This window comes from Streptomyces sp. NBC_00582 (assembly GCF_036345155.1).
GTDB lineage: Bacteria > Actinomycetota > Actinomycetes > Streptomycetales > Streptomycetaceae > Streptomyces.
Genome location: NZ_CP107772.1, coordinates 291,897 through 308,925, shown reverse-complemented (window position 1 = coordinate 308,925; position 17,029 = coordinate 291,897). Strand labels below are relative to the sequence as shown.

Here is a 17,029-nt window from a genome sequence, read left to right as displayed (position 1 = left end):
AGGTGAACGTTCCTGACCCCGCGGCGACGGACGCAGACCGACCGGATCTCCCGGTCACGGTGCGCCACCACATCGGCGGCGAGTGGACCGACCCGCTGGGCGGAGGAACCTACTCCGACCACGACCCCTGGACCGGATCCGTCATGGCGACGGTCGCCGCCGGCGACGCCGAGGACACCCGCCGGGCGGTGGACGCCGCCCAGGCGGCCTTCGCCGGATGGGCCGACACGCCGCCGGCCCAGCGACAGGGAATCCTGCTGCGCGCGGGCGACATCCTCGACCGCCGTCGCGCGGAGGTCATCGAACTGCTGACGAGAGAGACGGGGTGCGGCCGCCACTACGCGACGGTCCAGCTCGACTTCAGCGTCTCGCTGCTCCGCCAGGCCGCCGGAATCCCTTACACCGCTGTGGGACAGGTGCTGCCCTCGGACATCCCCGGCACCCGAGCCCTCGCCGTCCGCCAACCGGTCGGAGTCGTCGCGGCCATCGCCCCGTGGAACGCCTCCCTGGTCCTGTCCGGTCGCAGCATCGTGGGGCCCATCGCCGTCGGCAACACGGTGGTCCTCAAGCCGTCCGAGGAGTCCCCCCTGACCGGCGGCACGCTCTGGGCGGAGATCTTCGGTGAGGCCGGACTCCCTCCGGGCGTCCTCAACGTGATCACCCATGCCCCCGGGGGCGCCGGCGCCATAGCGGAGACGCTCCTCTCCCATCCCTCGGTGCGCCGCGTCAACTTCACCGGCTCCACGCCCACCGGCCGCCGCCTCGCCGAGACGGCAGGCCGCCACCTCAAGCGCATCGTCCTCCAGCTCAGCGGCCAGAACCCGCTCCTCGTCCTCGCCGACGCCGACCTGTCCTACGCGGTCGACGCGGCGATCTACGGCGCGTTCGTGCACCAGGGACAGGTGTGCATGTGTGCCCGCCGCATCTACGTCGAGCGGCCCATAGCGGAGGAGTTCACCCGCCTCTTCACCGAGAAGGCGGCGGCGCTGCCCGTCGGCGACCCGCACGATCCACGCACCGTGGTCGGACCAGTGATCAACAAATGGGCACTGTCCCTCCTGGACCGCCGCGTCGAGGAGGCCGTTTCGATGGGCGCCCGCCTGCTGACCGGGGGAGTGGCCCAGCCGCCGTGCTACCCGCCCACCGTCCTGACCGACGTCCCCGAGGACGCCGAACTCGCCTTCGACGAGACCTTCGGCCCGGTCGTGATCCTGGAGACGGTCGACGACGCAGACCACGCGGTGCAGCGCGCGAACGCCTCCCGCTACGGGCTTACCGCAGGTGTCTTGACCAGCGACGCCCATCGCGGACTGGACATCGCCCGCCGTCTGGAGGCAGGGATCGTGCACGTCAACGACCAACCGGTCAACGACGAGCCCAACATGCCCTTCGGCGGAGTGAAGGAGAGCGGCTGGGGCCGCTTCGGCACGGGCTTCGCAGCCGAGGAATTCACCGAACTCCGCTGGATCACCCTGCGCGGGGAACCCCGCGACTTCCCGTTCTGACGGGCCTGCGGCAGATTCGGCTGCTGACCGCCCTGGGGTGGGGAAGCCGGGCCGTAGGTCCGCGCCTTCCTTCGCCGAGCAGTGTAGGCGGAATTTTCGGGCTCCAGCGACGTAGGGCAACGGCTGGGGAACCGGCAGGTGCTCGCCATGACGATGTGGTTCTCCGCCTCCGCCGTCGGACCCACCCGCGCGAGGTCTGGCACATCGGAGATTTCCAGGCCGTCTGGCTGACCGCGTCGGTACAGGCGGGCTTCGCCCTCGGCGCGGCGGTCCTGTGCCGACTGGGCACAGGACTTCCTCGCAGGCGTGCACCCGTGGGTATGAAGATCGCGGCATCGTGGTTCGGTACACGAGGACGCGGGCTCGCGCTCCGCACGCTCGTCGGCGCGCTCGCCTCGATGCCTCACCGTCCACCGAACCGGCCGTAGCCGGAGGCCTTCACACCGCAGAAGGGGGCCTGAGGTTCGTCGGCCACGGACTGGTCGTTGATGTGGACGATGCCCGTCCCGACGCGATGGGCGACGCTCAGCCCGTGGGTGGCGTTCTCGGTGTTGACGGCCTGCGGCGGATCATGACGCGGCGTCCGGCCGGTCCGCGGGCGTACCCGAGGGCCGGCCGGACGCCGTTTGTCCGTCAGCCTCCGCTGGAGGCCGACCACTTCTGGTTGGAGGCGCCGGTGCAGCTCCACAGCTGGACCTTGGAGCCGTTGGCCGTTGCCGTGCCGGTCACGTCGAGACAGAGTCCGGACAGGTCGTTGGTGACGCTGCCGTCCGCGTGGAAGGTCCACTTCTGGCTGGAGCCGCCGTTGCAGTCCCAGGTGATGACCTTGGTCCCGTTGGTGGTGCCGTTCCCGGACGCGCCGAGGCACTTGCCCGCGATCTGGAGCTCACGGTTCGCCGAGTAGGTGTAGGCCTGGTTGGCGTTTCCGGACGTGCAGTCCCAGATGTACTGCTGGACGCCGTTGGCCGGGTTGCCGGTGTCGTCCAGACACCGGTTCGAGCCCTGGCCGACAATCTGGGCGGCGGCCGTCTGCGCGCCCCGCGTGAAGGTGACCGTGGCGTGCGAGGGGAGGGTGTAGGAGAACGATCCGGCGCTGTTCCAGGTGGTGGTGAAGGTGGTGGCGGAGGAGTTGTTGTTGTAAGCGACCAGTACCTCGCCGCCGTCGGGGTTCTTGTAGGCCTGGGCCCAGATGCCACCGCCGTCGCTGTAGCCGATGCGTGCCGCGCCGGGGACGACGAACTTCGAGAACTGGCCCAGCTGGTAGTAGTTGTTGGTGTAGGTGGCCTTGCCGGTCGACTGGTCGATGGTGACGAGGCCGGTGCAGTTGTCGCAGCCGACGCCCATCTTGGGGCCGCCGTTGGTGTCGAGCGCCAGGTTCCACAGCAGTGCGCCGTTGGCCCAGTTGAAGGTGGACTCCAGGGCGAGCTGGGCGGCGTTCATCGGGGCGATGCCGGGCCCGGTGGAGCACTCGCTTTCGTAGATCCGCTTGTCCGGGTAGGAGTTGTGGATGGTGGTCATTTTGCCGAGGTCGTTCTGGTAGCAGTGCCACGCCGTGCCGTACATCGCGTCGCGGGCCGTCTGGTTGCCCATCAGCGTGTTCGCGTAGGTGGTGTCCACGTGGTCGGCGTCCCCGCCGAGGATCTTCGTGTCGCTCAGGCCGGCCTGCTGAAGTGCCGGGGCGAGGTTGTTGGCGATGAAGTTCGCCTCGTCGCCCGCGGCCCACAGCATGGCGGAGTACGTGGATGGGGAGATCGTCGGCTCGTTCTGCGGGGTGATGCCCCAGACGTTGACGCCCTTGGCCTTGTACTCCTGGAGGAACTTGACGTAGTACTGCGCGAGCGGGCCGTACATGTCCGAGCGCAGGGTGCCGTTGCCCTGGCCGAGCATGGTGTTGGTGGTCTTCATCCAGGCCGGCGGGCTCCAGTCGTTGGCGAAGAGCTTCATCGACGGGTTGAGCGCCTGGGCCTGCTTGATGACCGGGATGATGTAGGCGTCGTCGTGCGCGGTGGAGAAGTTGGCGAGGCTCGGGTCGGCGACGCCGCCGTTGTCGTCGTAGGAGTACGTGGAGGGGTTGCTCGCGGGGGTCGCGGTGTAGTCGGAGGAGCCCATCGGCACCCGCATCAGCGACAGGCCGATGCCGGAGCCGCGGGTGAACAGGTCACGCATCACCCGGTCGCGGGTGGTGGCGTCGAGCTTGTTCTGCAGGAGGTAGGCCGAGGTGTCGGTGAACGCGGCACCGAATCCGTCGATGCTCTGGTAGGACTGCGTGTCGTCCACCTTCAGGTTCACGCTGCCCGAGGTCACCGGACCGAGCGCGATGCCCGGCTGCGGGGTCAGGGCCTGGCTCAGGTCCGACGTGGTCAGGGTCACGCCGATCGTGTCGCTCGCGGCCGACGCCGACGCCGGGGCCAGCACCGCCACTCCGCACGTGAGGGCAAGGGCCAAGGCGGCGCCCTGCGCGCTCAGTCCGCGGAGTGGATGTCTCATCTGCATGGGGGCGTCCTTCTTCACTTGGTGGTCAGGTCGTCTGCCCTCGGCGCGGGCCGGTCCGGAGCGGCTCTTCGGAACGATCGGCCCGCGCGGCACCGCACCGGGCCATGGGCTGTCGGGAACGGGTCGGACGGGGCTGATGGCCCACTGCGGGCTGGTGCGTTGCTCCGCCTGTCGGACCTGTTTGAGAAAACGTTTTTCTGCCGGGAAAGGTAGAAAGGTGAGACCCGTGAGTCAAGGGGTACGCACGGGTATCTTCGGTGCGGGCGCCGAGACAGGTCAGTAGTCGTCAGCGGGGTCATGCGAGTGCTGTCGGCCATTTAGGAAAAGGATTGCGCTTCTGTGTGCATGGCCCGGTGCGGACCGGGGTTCGGCGCCGCACCGGGCCATGGGCTCTCGGGAACGGGTCAGACGGGGCTGATGGTCCACTGAAGGTTGGTGCTGTTGCCCCAGTCCCACAGCTTGGTGACGGAGCCCTCGGAGACGTTGCCGCCGCCGTCGAGGCACTTGCCCGTGGTGCGGTTGACTATGTTGTACTGGCCGCCGCCGCGGTGCGTGATCTTCCACTGCTGGTTGGTGTGGCCGTTCCAGGCCAACTGCTTGCAGGTGGCGCCGTTGTTGGTGGCGCCCCAGCTGTCGGCGACCATGCCGTTGGTCCGGTTGACCAGCTTGTAGTAGCCGCCTCCGACCTCGACCGCCTGCCACTGGAGGTTGGCGTTGTCGAAATAGTGCCACTGCTTGAGGTCGGATCCGCCGGCGACGTTGCCGCCGCTGTCCAGGGCCAGCCCGTCGGTGTAGTTGATGATCTTGAGGTAGGTTGACGGGTTGAACTGCACCTTCAGCGAGGTGATCTTGTCGTTCTGGCCGGTGACCCGCAGGTCGGCGTTGTCGGCGGTGAACGTCCACTGGGTGCCGGTGAAGTTGTCGCTGGAGTAGGCGACGATCTGCTGGCCCGGGGCGAGCTTCAGGGAGGAGATGCTGAGCGCGGGCATCCCATGCAGGTCGAGCTGGTCGGCGGTGTAGTCGCCCAGGCCGAGCGGGGCGGAGGACCCGCTGTAGTTGACGTCTGTGAAGACCAGGGCACCGTCGACCGGCTGCAGCGTGGGGATCTGGCCGGAGAAGGTCAGCTTCAGCACGTACATGGGGGCGGAGAACGGCGCTGACGACGGCAGGGTGACCTTGAGTCCGGACGCGTCCTGGGTGCGGTTCGGCAGGTCGATGTAAGTGCCGGCCGTGCTGTCCAGCAGCTTCACCGAGGTCAGCGAGCCCAGGTTGATGCGACTGGAGCTGAGCGTCTTGATGGTCAGCGAGCTGCCGGGATAGCCGAGCACCGTGGCATACAGGACGGTGTTCGTCTTGTTGCGGGTGAAGCGGATGTCCTGGGCGGTGCCGGCGCTCGGGTTTATGAAGGTGCCGCCGCCCATCTTCGTCGGTCCCTCGCCGTAGGCGGTCCAGGCTCGGGTCGAGTACACCGACTCACCGAAGCGCTTCAGGTAGTCGCCGATGCCCAGGAGGATGTCGCGCTGGCCCTGGGGGATGGTGCCGTCGGCCTTCGGCGCGATGTTGAGCAGGACGGTGCCGTTCTTGCTGACCCGGTCGATCATGGCGTGCAGCAGCAGCTGTGCCGTGTAGTAGCCGATGCCCTCGGTGTAGCACCAGCTGGTGCTGGAGACGCTGTCGTCGGTCAGCCAGTAGGGGGACGTGATGTCGGCGGGGCCGCCGCGCTCGTAGTCGAAGACCTCGCCGTGGCTGTTGAACGCGTCCTTGTAGGTGGCGATGACTTCCCGGCCCCAGGAGTTGGCCTGGTTGTAGTAGTAGGAGAGGAAGTTCAGCAGCTGGGTCTCGGCGATCTGGTCCAGGTGGACGTCCTGGTAGATGATGTCCGGCTTGGCCAGGTCGATGACTTCCTTGAGTTTGTCGTACCACAGCTGGTCTTCCGTGGTCTTGTCGAGCTGTCCGTAGAGCTTCTTCAGGCTGGGGTCGGACTGTGCCGGGACCGCCTGGTAGTAGCCGAGGTAGTTGTAGGCGTGGTGCATCGACACCAGCAGCTTGAGGTTCTTCGCGCGGACGGCGTCGGTGAACAGCTGCAGCAGGTTGAGCTTGGGACCCTTGTCGACCGAGTTCCACTCGTTGACCTGGCTGTTCCACATCGAGAAGCCGTCGTGGTGCTCGGCGACCGGACCGGCGAACTTCGCCCCGGCGTCCACGAACAGCTGCGCCCACTCGTCGGGGTCGAAGTTGCCGCCGGCCGACTTCAGCTTGGGCGCGAACTGGGTGAAGTTGCCCGCCTTGTCGTTCGCTCCGTTGATGAAGTTGTGGTACGGCCACACTGAGGGGTCGCCGTACGTGGCGACGTGGTGCTGGTTCACCTTGCTGCCGCCGAAGTACATGTTCCGCGGGTACCACTCGCTGTCGTAGGCGGGGACGCTGAAGACACCCCAGTGGAAGTAGATGCCGAACTTGGCGTCCTGGAACCACTCGGGAGACGCCGGGTGCTGGTTCACCGAGTCCCAGGTGGGGGTGTACGTGGCCGGACCGGCGGCCAGGGCGGGGCTCGCACCGAAGAGACCGCCGGCGACCGCGGCCGCCGCTATGGCCGTGGTACCGGCCAGGAACTGTCGTCTGTTGATCGCTCTCGACATTGAGAGACCTCCAAGGCAGCTGAAGTGTTCCGATGGTTGACCGTGTGCAGCGCGGGAGTGGGACTCCGACGCGGGTGTGAGTCGGGGGTGGTTCGATTCGGGGCCTGGTCAGCCGGCGACCGCCGGTCGACGGTCGGCTTCGATGAGGCCCTGTGCCAGCCACTGTTCGACGGCGCAGATGTGGACGGCGGCTGCGGACGCGGCGAGGAGGGCGTCGCGGGCCTCGAGCGCGCGCAGGATCTCCTCGTGGTCCTGGTGGGCGCTGTCCAAGGAGCGTTCGACATGACTGCCGCGCAGGATCCGAACCCGCTGGGTCCGGCTGGACAGCACCTTGAGCAGCATCGACAGCACGGGGGTTGCCGACTGCTTCGACGATGCGGAGGTGGAAGGCCGTGTCGTGGACCACGAACTCCTCGACTGTGGCGGTGGCGCGACCGCGGTCCAGGATTCTCCTCAGTGCCCTGAGATCCTTGGCGCCGAGCATCGTGGCCGCGGCTCCGGTGGCCGCCGGTTCCAGCGTCCGGCGGACCTGGAGCAGTTGCAGCGCGGTACGGCCCTGGGAGACGTCCGCGGTGCAGGACAGGTTGTCCAGCAGGAGATGGGGTTCGAGACTGGAGACGTACATCCCGGAGCCCCGGCGGACGACGAGGATCCGCATGGCGGTCAGGGCTCGGACCGCCTCACGAAGGGTTCCGCGCGAGAAACCGAACTGCCCTGCGAGGGCATCCTCGGTCGGCAGGCGGGAGCCCGGGGCGAGTTCGCCGTTGAGGATCATCGTCTTGATCTTTTCGATGGCCTCGTCCGTCAGGGACACGGAAGTCGCCTCTCTGCCCGCCTACTCCTGCTTCTCGCCGGAGGCGAAGCGGGAGATGATCAGGGCGACGATGATGATCACGCCGTTGAGGAACTGGTTCCACAGCGGGGGCACACCGGCCAGGGTCATCACGTTGACGACCAGCTGGAGTGTCAGTACACCCGTGAGCGCGCCGAAGACGGAGCCCTTGCCGCCGTTGAGGCTGACGCCGCCGATGACGGTCGCGGCGAACACCTGGAAGATCCATCCGCTGCCCTGGGTGGCGGAGATGGAGCCGTAGTGGCCGGTGTAGAGGATGCCGGCGAACGCGGCGAGCAGGCTGCCGAGGACCAGGACGATCCAGACGATGCGGTCGACACGTATACCCGCGGTGCGGGCGGCCTCGGCGTTGCCGCCGATCGCGTACAGCGCACGGCCGTGGCGCAGCCAGGTCAGCGCTCCCGCGCCGAGTGCGAACAGTGCCGCACAGATCCAGATGGCCGCCGGCACGCCCAGCCAGGACGCCCGGCCGAGGTAGGTGAAGGAGGAGGGGAGATCGACGATGGACTGGCCCTCGGAGAGGGCGACCTGCAGACCGCGCAGCATGGTGAGGGCGCCGAGGGTGACGATGAAGCCGTTGAGCCGCAGCTTGAGGATGAGGAAGCCGTTCACGACGCCGATCACCGCGCCGACGGCCAGGCAGAGGGGGACGGCCGTCCACTCGGGCAACAGGCCGAGGCCGTTGAACCGGCCGCCGCTGGTGGGCAGGACGAGCCACACGGCGATGACCGGGGCCACGCCGATGGTGGACTCCAGTGACAGGTCCATCCGTCCGGCGACGAGGATCAGGGTCGTCGCGAGGACGAGCAGGCTCAGCTCGGTGGACTGCTGAGCCACGCCGATGAGGTTGTCGGCGGTGAGAAAGGCCGGCGAGACGATGAAGCCGATCACGCCGAGGACGAGGATGGCCGGGATCAGCGACAGGTCACGGAAGCGGCCCAGGTCGAGGCCGCGACGGTCTGCGCCGGCCGGAGCCTCCGCTGTGGTCACGGGGGGTTCGGCGACGTCTGTGGTGGCGGACATGACTACCTTCCGTGCTGTTCTGTCTGTTCGGTGCGGGATGACGGCGACGACTGAGCGACACCTTCCATGGCGGCGACCACGTCGCGGTCGCTCCAGCCTCGGTCGAACTCCGCTACTGCTCGTCCGTGGAACATGACGACGACGCGGTCGCACACCTTGAGGTCGTCGAGTTCGTCGGAGACGACCACGGCGGCCTTGCCGGCGTCGGCGACCTGTCGGATCGTGCCGAGCAGGAACTCCTTGGACTTGACGTCGACACCGTTCGTGGGACGAATCGCGACCAGTACATGAGGGTCCGTGGCCAGCGCGCGGGCGATGACGACCTTCTGCTGGTTGCCGCCGGAGAGGGCGGCGACCGGAGTGCCGGCTCCGGGTGTCTTGATGTCGAGCCTGCGGATCATGCGTCCGGCGAAGGTCCGCGTGCGGGTGGGAAGGACGGTCCCGTAAGGCCCCAGCTGGTCGGTGACCGTGAGCGTCGCGTTCTCGGCGACGCTGCGGTCGGCCACCAGGCCCTGGAGGTGCCGGTCCTCCGGCACGAAGCCGATGCCCGCGGCGAGGGCGGCGGGAATGTCGCCGGTGCGCAGAGGGCGTCCGGCGACCTTGACGGTGCCGCTGCCTGCGCGGTGCAGGCCGGCCAGTGTCTCGCCGACCTGGACGTTGCCGCTGGCGGTGGCGCCCGCCAGCCCGACGACCTCGCCCGAGCGGACCGACAGGGAGAGGTTCTCGATGGTGCCGGGCAGGGTGAGCGCGTCCACGGCCAGCAACTCCTCGCCCGTGCCGGTCGCGACGGCCGGAACGGAGACGGGTGTGACCGTCGCGGACTCGCCGGTCATGGCCTCGACCAGGGCCTGGCGACCGAGCTGGGCGACGGGCGCGGTGACGATGTGGGTGGCGTCGCGGTAGACGGTGACTGTGCTGCAGAGGTCATAGACCTCCTGCAAGTGGTGCGAGATGAAGAGGAAGGCGACGCCCTGGCTCTGGAGGTCACGCAGCTTGTCGAAGAGTCTGCCGATGCCGCGCGCGTCGAGCTTGGCGGTCGGCTCGTCCAGGATGATGAAGCGCGCGCCGAACGACAGCGCCCTTGCGATCTCGACGAACTGTCGCTGCTCGACGGTCAGGTCCTTCGCGGCGGCCGCGGCGTCGACGTCCACGCCGTACTCACCGAGCAGTTCCTCCGCCCTGCGGCGCAGACCCTTCCAGCGAATGGGGGTCAGGGCCGCAGGGCTCTGCCGGTTCAGAAAGAGGTTTTCGGCGACGGTGAGCCCGCCGATGATGGTGGACCGCTGATAGACGCAGGCGACCCGGGAACGCCAGGCGTTGGTGTCACCGAACGCGGGAGCCGCTTGTCCGGAGAAGCTGAGCGTTCCGGTGTCGGGCTGCTGCAGCCCGGTCAGGATCGAGACGAGAGTGGACTTGCCGGCGCCGTTGCGTCCGACCAGGGCGTGCGACTCGCCCGGGGCGATCGTGATGTGAGCGTCGCGCAGCGCCACGGTCGCGCCGAATCGCTTGGAGACGCCGGTCGCCTCGGCCACAGGGGCCCTGCCTCCGGCGCTGTTCGCCGGGGCGGCCGTGGTGTCCGCCATGGTGAGTACCGTCCTTCGGTGCGGAGAGGGAGCGCGCGGCGGGGGAGACGGGGCCGCCTCCGTGCGCCGCGCGCCTTACGGTCGGTCGGTCACTTTCCGACGTTGTTGCCCCACAGGGTCTTGTCGTCCACGTTGTCCTTGGTCACCAGTGGCGCCGCCAGCTGGTCCTCCAGGCCGTTGGGGAGCTTGATGATCGTCGAGTCGTGGTCGGTGGGACCGGGCTTGAAGGTCTTGCCCTCGGCGGCGGCTTGCGCGTAGTAGAGGGCGTACTTGGCGTAGAGGTCGGCCGGCTGGGAGACGGTGGCGTCGATCTGGCCCTTGCGGATGGCGTCGAACTCCTGCGGGATGCCGTCGTTGGAGACGATCGTGATGTGGCCCTTCTCGCCGGCCGGCTTGAGCAGGCCCTTCTGCTCCAGCAGAGCCAGGGTGGGCTGCAGGAAGGCGCCGCCGGCCTGCATGTAGATGCCGTTCAGGTCAGGGTGCTGGGCGAGCAGGCTCTGCAGCTTGGCGGAGGCAACGTCGCCCTTCCAGTCGGTGGGCAGCTCGAACACCTTGATCTTCGGGAACTTCTCCTTCATGCAGTCGGCGAAGGCCTCCGAGCGGTCACGGCCGTTGATCGAGTCGAGGGCTCCCTGGAACTCGGCGACCTTCCCCTTGCCGCCGAGCTGCTTGCCGAGGTACTCACAGGCCTTCGTGCCGTATGCACGGTTGTCGGCGCGGACGACCATGTAGACGTCGCCCTTGTCGGGACGGGTGTCGACGCTGATCACGGGGATCTTCTTCGACGCGAGGGTGTCGAGGGTGGAGGCGATGGCACCGGTGTCCTGTGGTGCCATGACGATCGCCTTGGCACCGGTGTTCTCGAACACCTGCACGTTGGACACAAGCTTGGTGACGTCGTTCTGCGAGTTGCTGATCGGCAGCGCGTTGGCCCCGTCGGTCTTGATGTCCTTCTTCAGGTACTCGGCGTAGGAGTTCCAGAAGTCGGTGTCCGACCGGGGCAGGTCGATGCCGATGGCGGCCTTGTCGCCGCCCGCCGCCGACGTGGCGGCGTCGCTCTCCCGGTTGCAGGCCGTGGCGGCGAGGGCCAGCACTGCGAGAACGGCGGACGCGGCGGTGAGGGTGGAACGAGCGCGAAGGAGCTTCATGGCCTGGGTCTCTCTTCTTGGCCGGGGTGCGGGCCGGGGGGAGGGGGCGGGCGGTGATGGGGACGGCCCTCGCCTTCCGGGCGGAACGCCGTGCGGGTGACGGAACGGTGCCATGGGTGAGCCGAGGTACCCGACGCTGCGGATTGCTCCCATGTATCCCGAGCGGGGAGGACGTTACGACGACGTTGCCGACGATGACAAGCCTCCAAAAGTACTGATTCATGAGACACCGGGGCGCGGAACGCCGCACTCACGTCTGCGGCGGACGTACACCACGCCAAAAAGCTGATGTGACCTGCGGCTTTATGCAGACCAGGGATCGATGGGATCCCGGCCGCAGCGCCTTACGATTTAGCAACGCCCCTGACAAAAGGCGCCGCAGCCCTCCCATGGCAAGGTCGGGTGAGTTGATGCTTCGCCCCCAATGCACCTTTATTTTCGGTACTTTTCACCAGTATTCGATCATTGCGGCCGGGTGAGGTGGGTCGAAAACATCCGAGCGCTGAATTGCCAGTCGCCCTGCCGGGTGCCTACAGTCACCTGGGGCGCCAGTCATCCCATGTATGTGGATCACTGTGCCCTGCACCGCATCCGCACTACCTGACGAGGGAGCTACTCCCGTTGAAACTCCTCCGACTCGGCGCCCGTGGCAGAGAGGCACCGGTCGTCCGTACCGATGACGGCCGGTGCCTCGACGCGTCCCCGATCACCAGGGACTTCGACGGCGCCTTTCTGGCCTCCGGCGGCCTCGACCGGCTCCGGGCCGGACTCGCGGCCGACGCGCTCGCGGAGATCGACGCCGACGGCCTCAGGGTGGGAGCCCCCGTGGCCCGCCCCGGCAAGGTCGTCTGCATCGGCCTGAACTACCTCGACCACGCCGCCGAGACCGGGGCGGCCATTCCGTCCCGTCCAGTGGTCTTCATGAAGGACCCAGGCACCGTCGTCGGCCCGTACGACGACGTCCTCATCCCCCGTGGCTCGACCAGGACCGACTGGGAGGTGGAACTCGCCGTCGTCATCGGCCGGCGGGCACGCTACCTGACCGGCCCCGAGGAGGCCGCAGAGGTCATCGCCGGCTACGCGATCAGCCACGACGTCTCCGAACGCGAGTTCCAGCTCGACTTCTCGTCCCAGTGGGATCTCGGCAAGTCCTGCGAGACCTTCAACCCGCTCGGCCCGTGGCTGGTCACCGCCGACGAGGTCGCGGACCCGCAGGGCCTCCGGCTGCACCTGAGCGTCAACGGTGTGAAGCGGCAGCAGGGCCACACGAAGGACATGATCTTCCCGGTGGCGCGGATCGTCGCCTACCTGAGTCAGTACATGGTCCTGGAGCCGGGTGACGTGATCAACACCGGAACCCCCGCGGGCGTCGCCCTGGGCCTTCCGGGCACGCCGTTCCTGCGGCCCGGCGACACGGTCGAACTCTCCATCGACGGACTGGGCGGACAGCGCCAGACCTTCGCGCAAGCCTGAAAGGCAGCCCCCGTGACTGCACACGCACACCGGATCATCGCGGTCGACACCTACGACATCCGGTTCCCTACCTCCCGTGAGCTGGACGGCTCGGACGCGATGAACCCGGACCCCGACTACTCGGCCGCCTACGTGGTGCTGCGCACCGACGTCGGTGACGGGCTCGAGGGCCACGGCTTCACCTTCACCATCGGACGCGGCAACGACATCCAGGTCGCCGCGATCGACGCCCTCCGGCCGCACCTCCTGGGACGTTCCGTGCAGGAGCTCTGCGCCGACCCGGGGTCGCTCAACCGGGACCTGATCGGCGACAGCCAGCTGCGCTGGCTCGGGCCCGAGAAGGGCGTGATGCACATGGCCATCGGCGCTGTCGTCAACGCCGTGTGGGACCTGACCGCCAAACAGGCCGGACAGCCTCTGTGGCGGCTGCTCGCCCACGCCGAACCAGAGTGGCTGGTCTCCCAGGTCGACTTCCGCTACATTGCTGACGCTTTCACCCCCGAGGAGGCCCTCGCCCTGCTGCACGCCGGGCGCCACGGTCTCGCCGAGCGTGAGACGTTGCTGCTGGAGCGCGGCTACCCGGGCTACACGACGTCACCGGGCTGGCTCGGCTACAGCGACGAGAAGCTCACCTGGCTTGCCCAGCAGGCCGTGGCCGACGGCTTCACCCAGATCAAGCTCAAGGTCGGCGCGGACCTGGCCGACGACCTGCGACGGCTGCGCAACGCCCGCGCAGCCGTCGGCGACGGTGTCCGTATAGCCGTCGACGCCAACCAGCGCTGGAACGTCGGCGAGGCGATCGACTGGACCAACGCCCTCGCGGAGTACTCCCCGCACTGGATCGAAGAACCCACGAGCCCTGACGACATCCTCGGACACGCGGCCGTACGCAAGGGCGTCGCACCGGTGAAGGTCGCCACCGGCGAGCACGTCCAGAACCGCATCGTCTTCAAGCAACTGCTCCAGGCCGATGCCCTGGACGTCCTCCAGATCGACGCGGCCCGGGTCGGCGGCGTCAACGAGAACCTCGCCATTCTGCTGCTCGCCGCGAAGTTCGGGGTGCCGGTGTGCCCGCACGCCGGCGGAGTGGGGCTGTGCGAGCTCGTGCAGCACCTATCGATGTTCGACTACCTGGCGCTGTCGGGCACCACCGAAGACCGGGTCATCGAGTACGTCGATCATCTCCACGAACACTTCGCCGCGCCGGTCGAGATCCGCGACGGCCACTACGCCGCGCCGCTCACCCCCGGCTTCTCCGCCACCATGCACGCCGGATCCATCAGCTCGTTCCGCTATCCCGACGGCGCGTTCTGGGCCGCTGACCTTGCCGGAGCGGAGGACGCGTTATGAGCGCGTTGTCAGGTCTGCTAGGCGTGGTCACGGGCGGCGCGTCCGGCATCGGGCTGGCAACGGCCCGGATGCTGAGCGCGCAGGGCGCGGACGTCGCCGTCCTCGACCTCGACCCGTCTGCTGTGCCGCGGCCGCTGCTCGGTGTCACCGCCGACGTCACCGACGACACCTCGGTGTGGGCGGCCGTCACGGCAGCCGCCCGGGATCTCGGCGGCATCGACATCCTCGTCAACAACGCGGTCGGCCGTCTGCTGGCCGCCGCCGACGACCCGGACGCCGAGCGGACCGCACTCAACACCCGGCAGCCCATGGGCCGGCTGGTGACACCGGACGAGGTGGCGGCGGCCATCGTGTACCTGGCGAGCCCGGCCGCCGCCTCCGTGACCGGCACCTCGCTTGCCGTCGACGGTGGCATGCAGGGGCTTCGGGTACGTCCGGCGGCCGGGACCTGACGTCCTTGCCCGCACCTCCTGGGCCCACCGGACCTACGCATGACCCTTCCAGTTCACACCCACTCTTGAAAGGTAGGGCCGTCATGAGAATCGCCCTGCACACCACGGTGCGCGCCGACCGTATCGAGGAGTACGAGGCCGCCCACCGCGAGGTCCCCGAGGAACTGACCGATGCCATCCGGGCCGCGGGAGTGAGCGAGTGGACGATCTGGCGCAGCGGCACGGACCTCTTCCACGTGCTGGAGGTTCCCGACTACGGAGCGATGATCGCCGAGTTGGAGAAGCTGCCGGTCAATATCGCCTGGCAGGCACGGATGGGGGAACTCCTGGCCGTCGCGCACGACTACTCGGCGGACGGCGCCGACGCCTCGCTCCCCGTGGTGTGGCAGCTGTGAGTCCAAGGACACCGCCATGCGCGTAGCCCTCTTCATCACGTGCTGCAACGACATGATGTTCCCGAGCACCGGCCGGGCGGTGACCACGCTGCTGGAGCGGCTGGGGCACACGGTGGACCTCCCCGAGGCGCAGACGTGCTGCGGGCGGATGCACTTCAACACCGGCTACCGCCCGGAGTCGACGCCGATGGTCCGCCGCTTCGCCGAGGTCTTCGGCGGGTACGAGGCCGTGGTCACCCCGTCCGGCTCCTGCGCCGGGATGGTGCGGGACCACCACGCCGTGGTGGCCGCGCAGTACGGGGACCCGCCTCTGCGCGATGCCGTCGCGCGACTGGCTCCGAAGGTGTACGAGCTGTCGGAGTTCCTCATCGACGTGCTCGGTGTCACCGATGTCGGCGCGTACTTCCCGCACCGGGTCACCTACCACCCGACCTGCCACTCGCTGCGCATGCTCAAAGTCGGTGACCGGCCGCTCAGGCTGCTGCGCGCGGTGAAGGGCATCGGCCTGGTCGAACTGCCGGACGCTGAATCGTGCTGCGGCTTTGGCGGCACCTTCGCCCTCAAGAACGCCGAGGTGTCGAACGCCATGCTGGCCGACAAGATGCGCCATGTGCAGAACACCGGTGCGGAGTTCCTGTGGGCGGGCGACAGCTCATGCCTCACCCACATCGGGGGCGGGCTGTCCCGCCTGCGCACCGGCGTCGGGACCAGACACCTGGCCGAGATCCTCGCCGCCACCGGGGACGGCGAAGGGAGCACACCGTGACCGGACCCGACAACGTCGTGTGGCTGGGCACTCCCGCCTTCCCCGAAGCCGCCCGCGGCGCGCTGGCCGACACCCGGTTGCGCACGAACCTGCGCCGGGCGACCGGCACGATCCGCGCCAGACGGCTGGCTGTCGCCGCCGAACTGGACGACTGGCAGGAGCTGCGAGAACGGGCGGCCCAGGTCAAACACCACACCCTGAGGCATCTGGACCACTGCCTGCTGAGGCTGGAGGAGTCGGTCACGGAGGCCGGCGGCACGGTCCACTGGGCGGCCGACGCCACCGAGGCCAACCGCATCGTGGCCGACCTGGTGAAGGCCACTGGCGAGAGCGAGGTCGTCAAGGTCAAGTCGATGGCCACGCAGGAGATCGGTCTCAACGAGGCGCTCGCGGAGGAGGGCATTCGCGCGTACGAGACGGATTTGGCCGAGCTCATCGTGCAGCTGGGGCAGGACCGGCCCTCGCGCATCCTCGTGCCAGCCATCCACCGGGGCCGCTCGGAGATCCGGGAGATCTTCCGGCGGGAGATGGGCGCCTGGGGCAGGCCCGCCCCCGACGACCTCACCGACGAGCCCCGGGATCTCGCCGAGGCCGCACGCCTCCACCTGCGGGAAAAGTTCCTGCGGGCCAAGGTGGCCGTCTCCGGCGCCAACTTCGCCGCCGCCGACACCGGCACGGTGGTGGTCGTGGAGTCCGAGGGCAACGGGCGGATGTGCCTGACGCTGCCGGAGACCCTGATCACCGTCATGGGCATGGAGAAGGTGCTGCCGTCCTTCGCCGACCTGGAGGTCTTCCTACAGTTGCTGCCGCGCTCTTCCACGGGCGAGCGCATGAACCCGTACACCTCGCTGTGGGCCAATGTCACCGACGGCGACGGCCCCCCGGGAATTCCATCTGGTGCTCCTCGGCAACGGCCGCACCGCGACCCTCGCCGACGAGGTGGGCCGGCAGGCGCTCGCCTGCATCCGCTGCTCGGCGTGCCTGAACGTCTGCCCCGTGTACGAGCGCACCGGCGGTCACGCCTACGGCTCGGTGTATCCCGGCCCGATCGGCGCCGTTTTGACCCCACAGTTCGTGGGCGTGGACAACGCCGCCTCACTGCCCTTCGCGTCCACGCTGTGCGGGGCCTGCGACGACGCCTGCCCTGTCAAGATCAACATCCCGGAAGTGCTGGTCCACCTGCGGGCCGAGGCGGTCGAGGCGAAGCGCCAAGGCCGGCTGCTGCCCACGCCCGAGGCGGTGGCCATGAAGGCGGCGAGCCGGTGCTGTCCTCGCCGAGGCGCCTGGCGGCGGTGCAGCGACTGGCCGCCCTCGGTGGCCGTCTGGTGGCCCGGCGCGGCCGGATCGGC

General features: G+C 68.5%; 11 protein-coding genes and 3 pseudogenes. 7 read left to right on the top strand and 7 right to left on the bottom strand.

Annotated features, from left to right (window positions below; translation table 11 throughout):
- Positions 1-2: 2 nt before the first annotated feature.
- Entirely contained in the window at positions 3-1,505 is a 1,503-nt protein-coding gene (locus OG852_RS01355) for an aldehyde dehydrogenase family protein (RefSeq protein WP_133918004.1), read from the top strand.
- A 406-nt stretch (positions 1,506-1,911) separates the two neighbouring features.
- Here OG852_RS01355 and OG852_RS01350 read toward each other — a convergent pair.
- From OG852_RS01350 to OG852_RS01320, 7 genes and pseudogenes are all read right to left on the bottom strand, one after another.
- Positions 1,912-2,055, bottom strand: a pseudogene (locus tag OG852_RS01350) (aldehyde dehydrogenase family protein); the annotation flags it as partial.
- 83 nt (positions 2,056-2,138) lie between these two features.
- The gene (locus OG852_RS01345; RefSeq protein WP_166663819.1) at positions 2,139-3,992 is read right to left on the bottom strand and encodes a ricin-type beta-trefoil lectin domain protein; all 1,854 of its coding nucleotides are present in this window, start codon (positions 3,990-3,992) and stop codon (positions 2,139-2,141) included.
- A 410-nt stretch (positions 3,993-4,402) separates the two neighbouring features.
- Positions 4,403-6,637, bottom strand: coding sequence for an alpha-L-fucosidase (locus OG852_RS01340; protein ID WP_330346851.1), 2,235 nt, complete (start codon positions 6,635-6,637; stop codon positions 4,403-4,405).
- A 108-nt stretch (positions 6,638-6,745) separates the two neighbouring features.
- A pseudogene (locus tag OG852_RS01335) lies at positions 6,746-7,451 on the bottom strand (FadR/GntR family transcriptional regulator).
- Between the two features lie 21 nt (positions 7,452-7,472).
- Positions 7,473-8,513, bottom strand: a complete 1,041-nt coding sequence (locus OG852_RS01330; RefSeq protein ID WP_133918001.1) for an ABC transporter permease — start codon at positions 8,511-8,513, stop codon at positions 7,473-7,475.
- 2 nt (positions 8,514-8,515) lie between these two features.
- Positions 8,516-10,096, bottom strand: a complete 1,581-nt coding sequence (locus OG852_RS01325) for a sugar ABC transporter ATP-binding protein (protein ID WP_133918000.1) — start codon at positions 10,094-10,096, stop codon at positions 8,516-8,518.
- An 89-nt stretch (positions 10,097-10,185) separates the two neighbouring features.
- Positions 10,186-11,244 (bottom strand): sugar ABC transporter substrate-binding protein, encoded by a 1,059-nt coding sequence (locus tag OG852_RS01320; RefSeq protein ID WP_133917999.1) that lies wholly within the window; start codon positions 11,242-11,244, stop codon positions 10,186-10,188.
- 621 nt (positions 11,245-11,865) lie between these two features.
- Here OG852_RS01320 and OG852_RS01315 point away from each other — a divergent pair.
- The 6 genes and pseudogenes from OG852_RS01315 to OG852_RS01290 form a co-directional block, all read left to right on the top strand.
- Positions 11,866-12,717, top strand: coding sequence for a fumarylacetoacetate hydrolase family protein (locus OG852_RS01315; protein WP_133917998.1), 852 nt, complete (start codon positions 11,866-11,868; stop codon positions 12,715-12,717).
- A 12-nt stretch (positions 12,718-12,729) separates the two neighbouring features.
- Positions 12,730-14,067 (top strand): enolase C-terminal domain-like protein, encoded by a 1,338-nt coding sequence (locus OG852_RS01310; RefSeq protein ID WP_133917997.1) that lies wholly within the window; start codon positions 12,730-12,732, stop codon positions 14,065-14,067.
- Entirely contained in the window at positions 14,064-14,519 is a 456-nt protein-coding gene (locus tag OG852_RS01305; protein WP_133917996.1) for an SDR family NAD(P)-dependent oxidoreductase, read from the top strand. The genes OG852_RS01310 and OG852_RS01305 overlap by 4 nt, the downstream gene beginning before the upstream one ends.
- An 83-nt stretch (positions 14,520-14,602) precedes the next feature.
- Positions 14,603-14,914: an L-rhamnose mutarotase gene (locus OG852_RS01300; protein WP_133917995.1), complete on the top strand. Its 312-nt coding sequence runs from the start codon at positions 14,603-14,605 to the stop codon at positions 14,912-14,914.
- Positions 14,915-14,930: 16 nt separating this feature from the next.
- Positions 14,931-15,680 carry a (Fe-S)-binding protein gene (locus tag OG852_RS01295; RefSeq protein WP_133917994.1) on the top strand — a complete coding sequence of 250 codons (750 nt, stop codon included), beginning with the start codon at positions 14,931-14,933 and terminating at the stop codon, positions 15,678-15,680.
- Positions 15,677-17,029: pseudogene (locus OG852_RS01290) on the top strand (lactate utilization protein B); the annotation flags it as partial. The gene OG852_RS01295 and the pseudogene OG852_RS01290, both read left to right, overlap by 4 nt.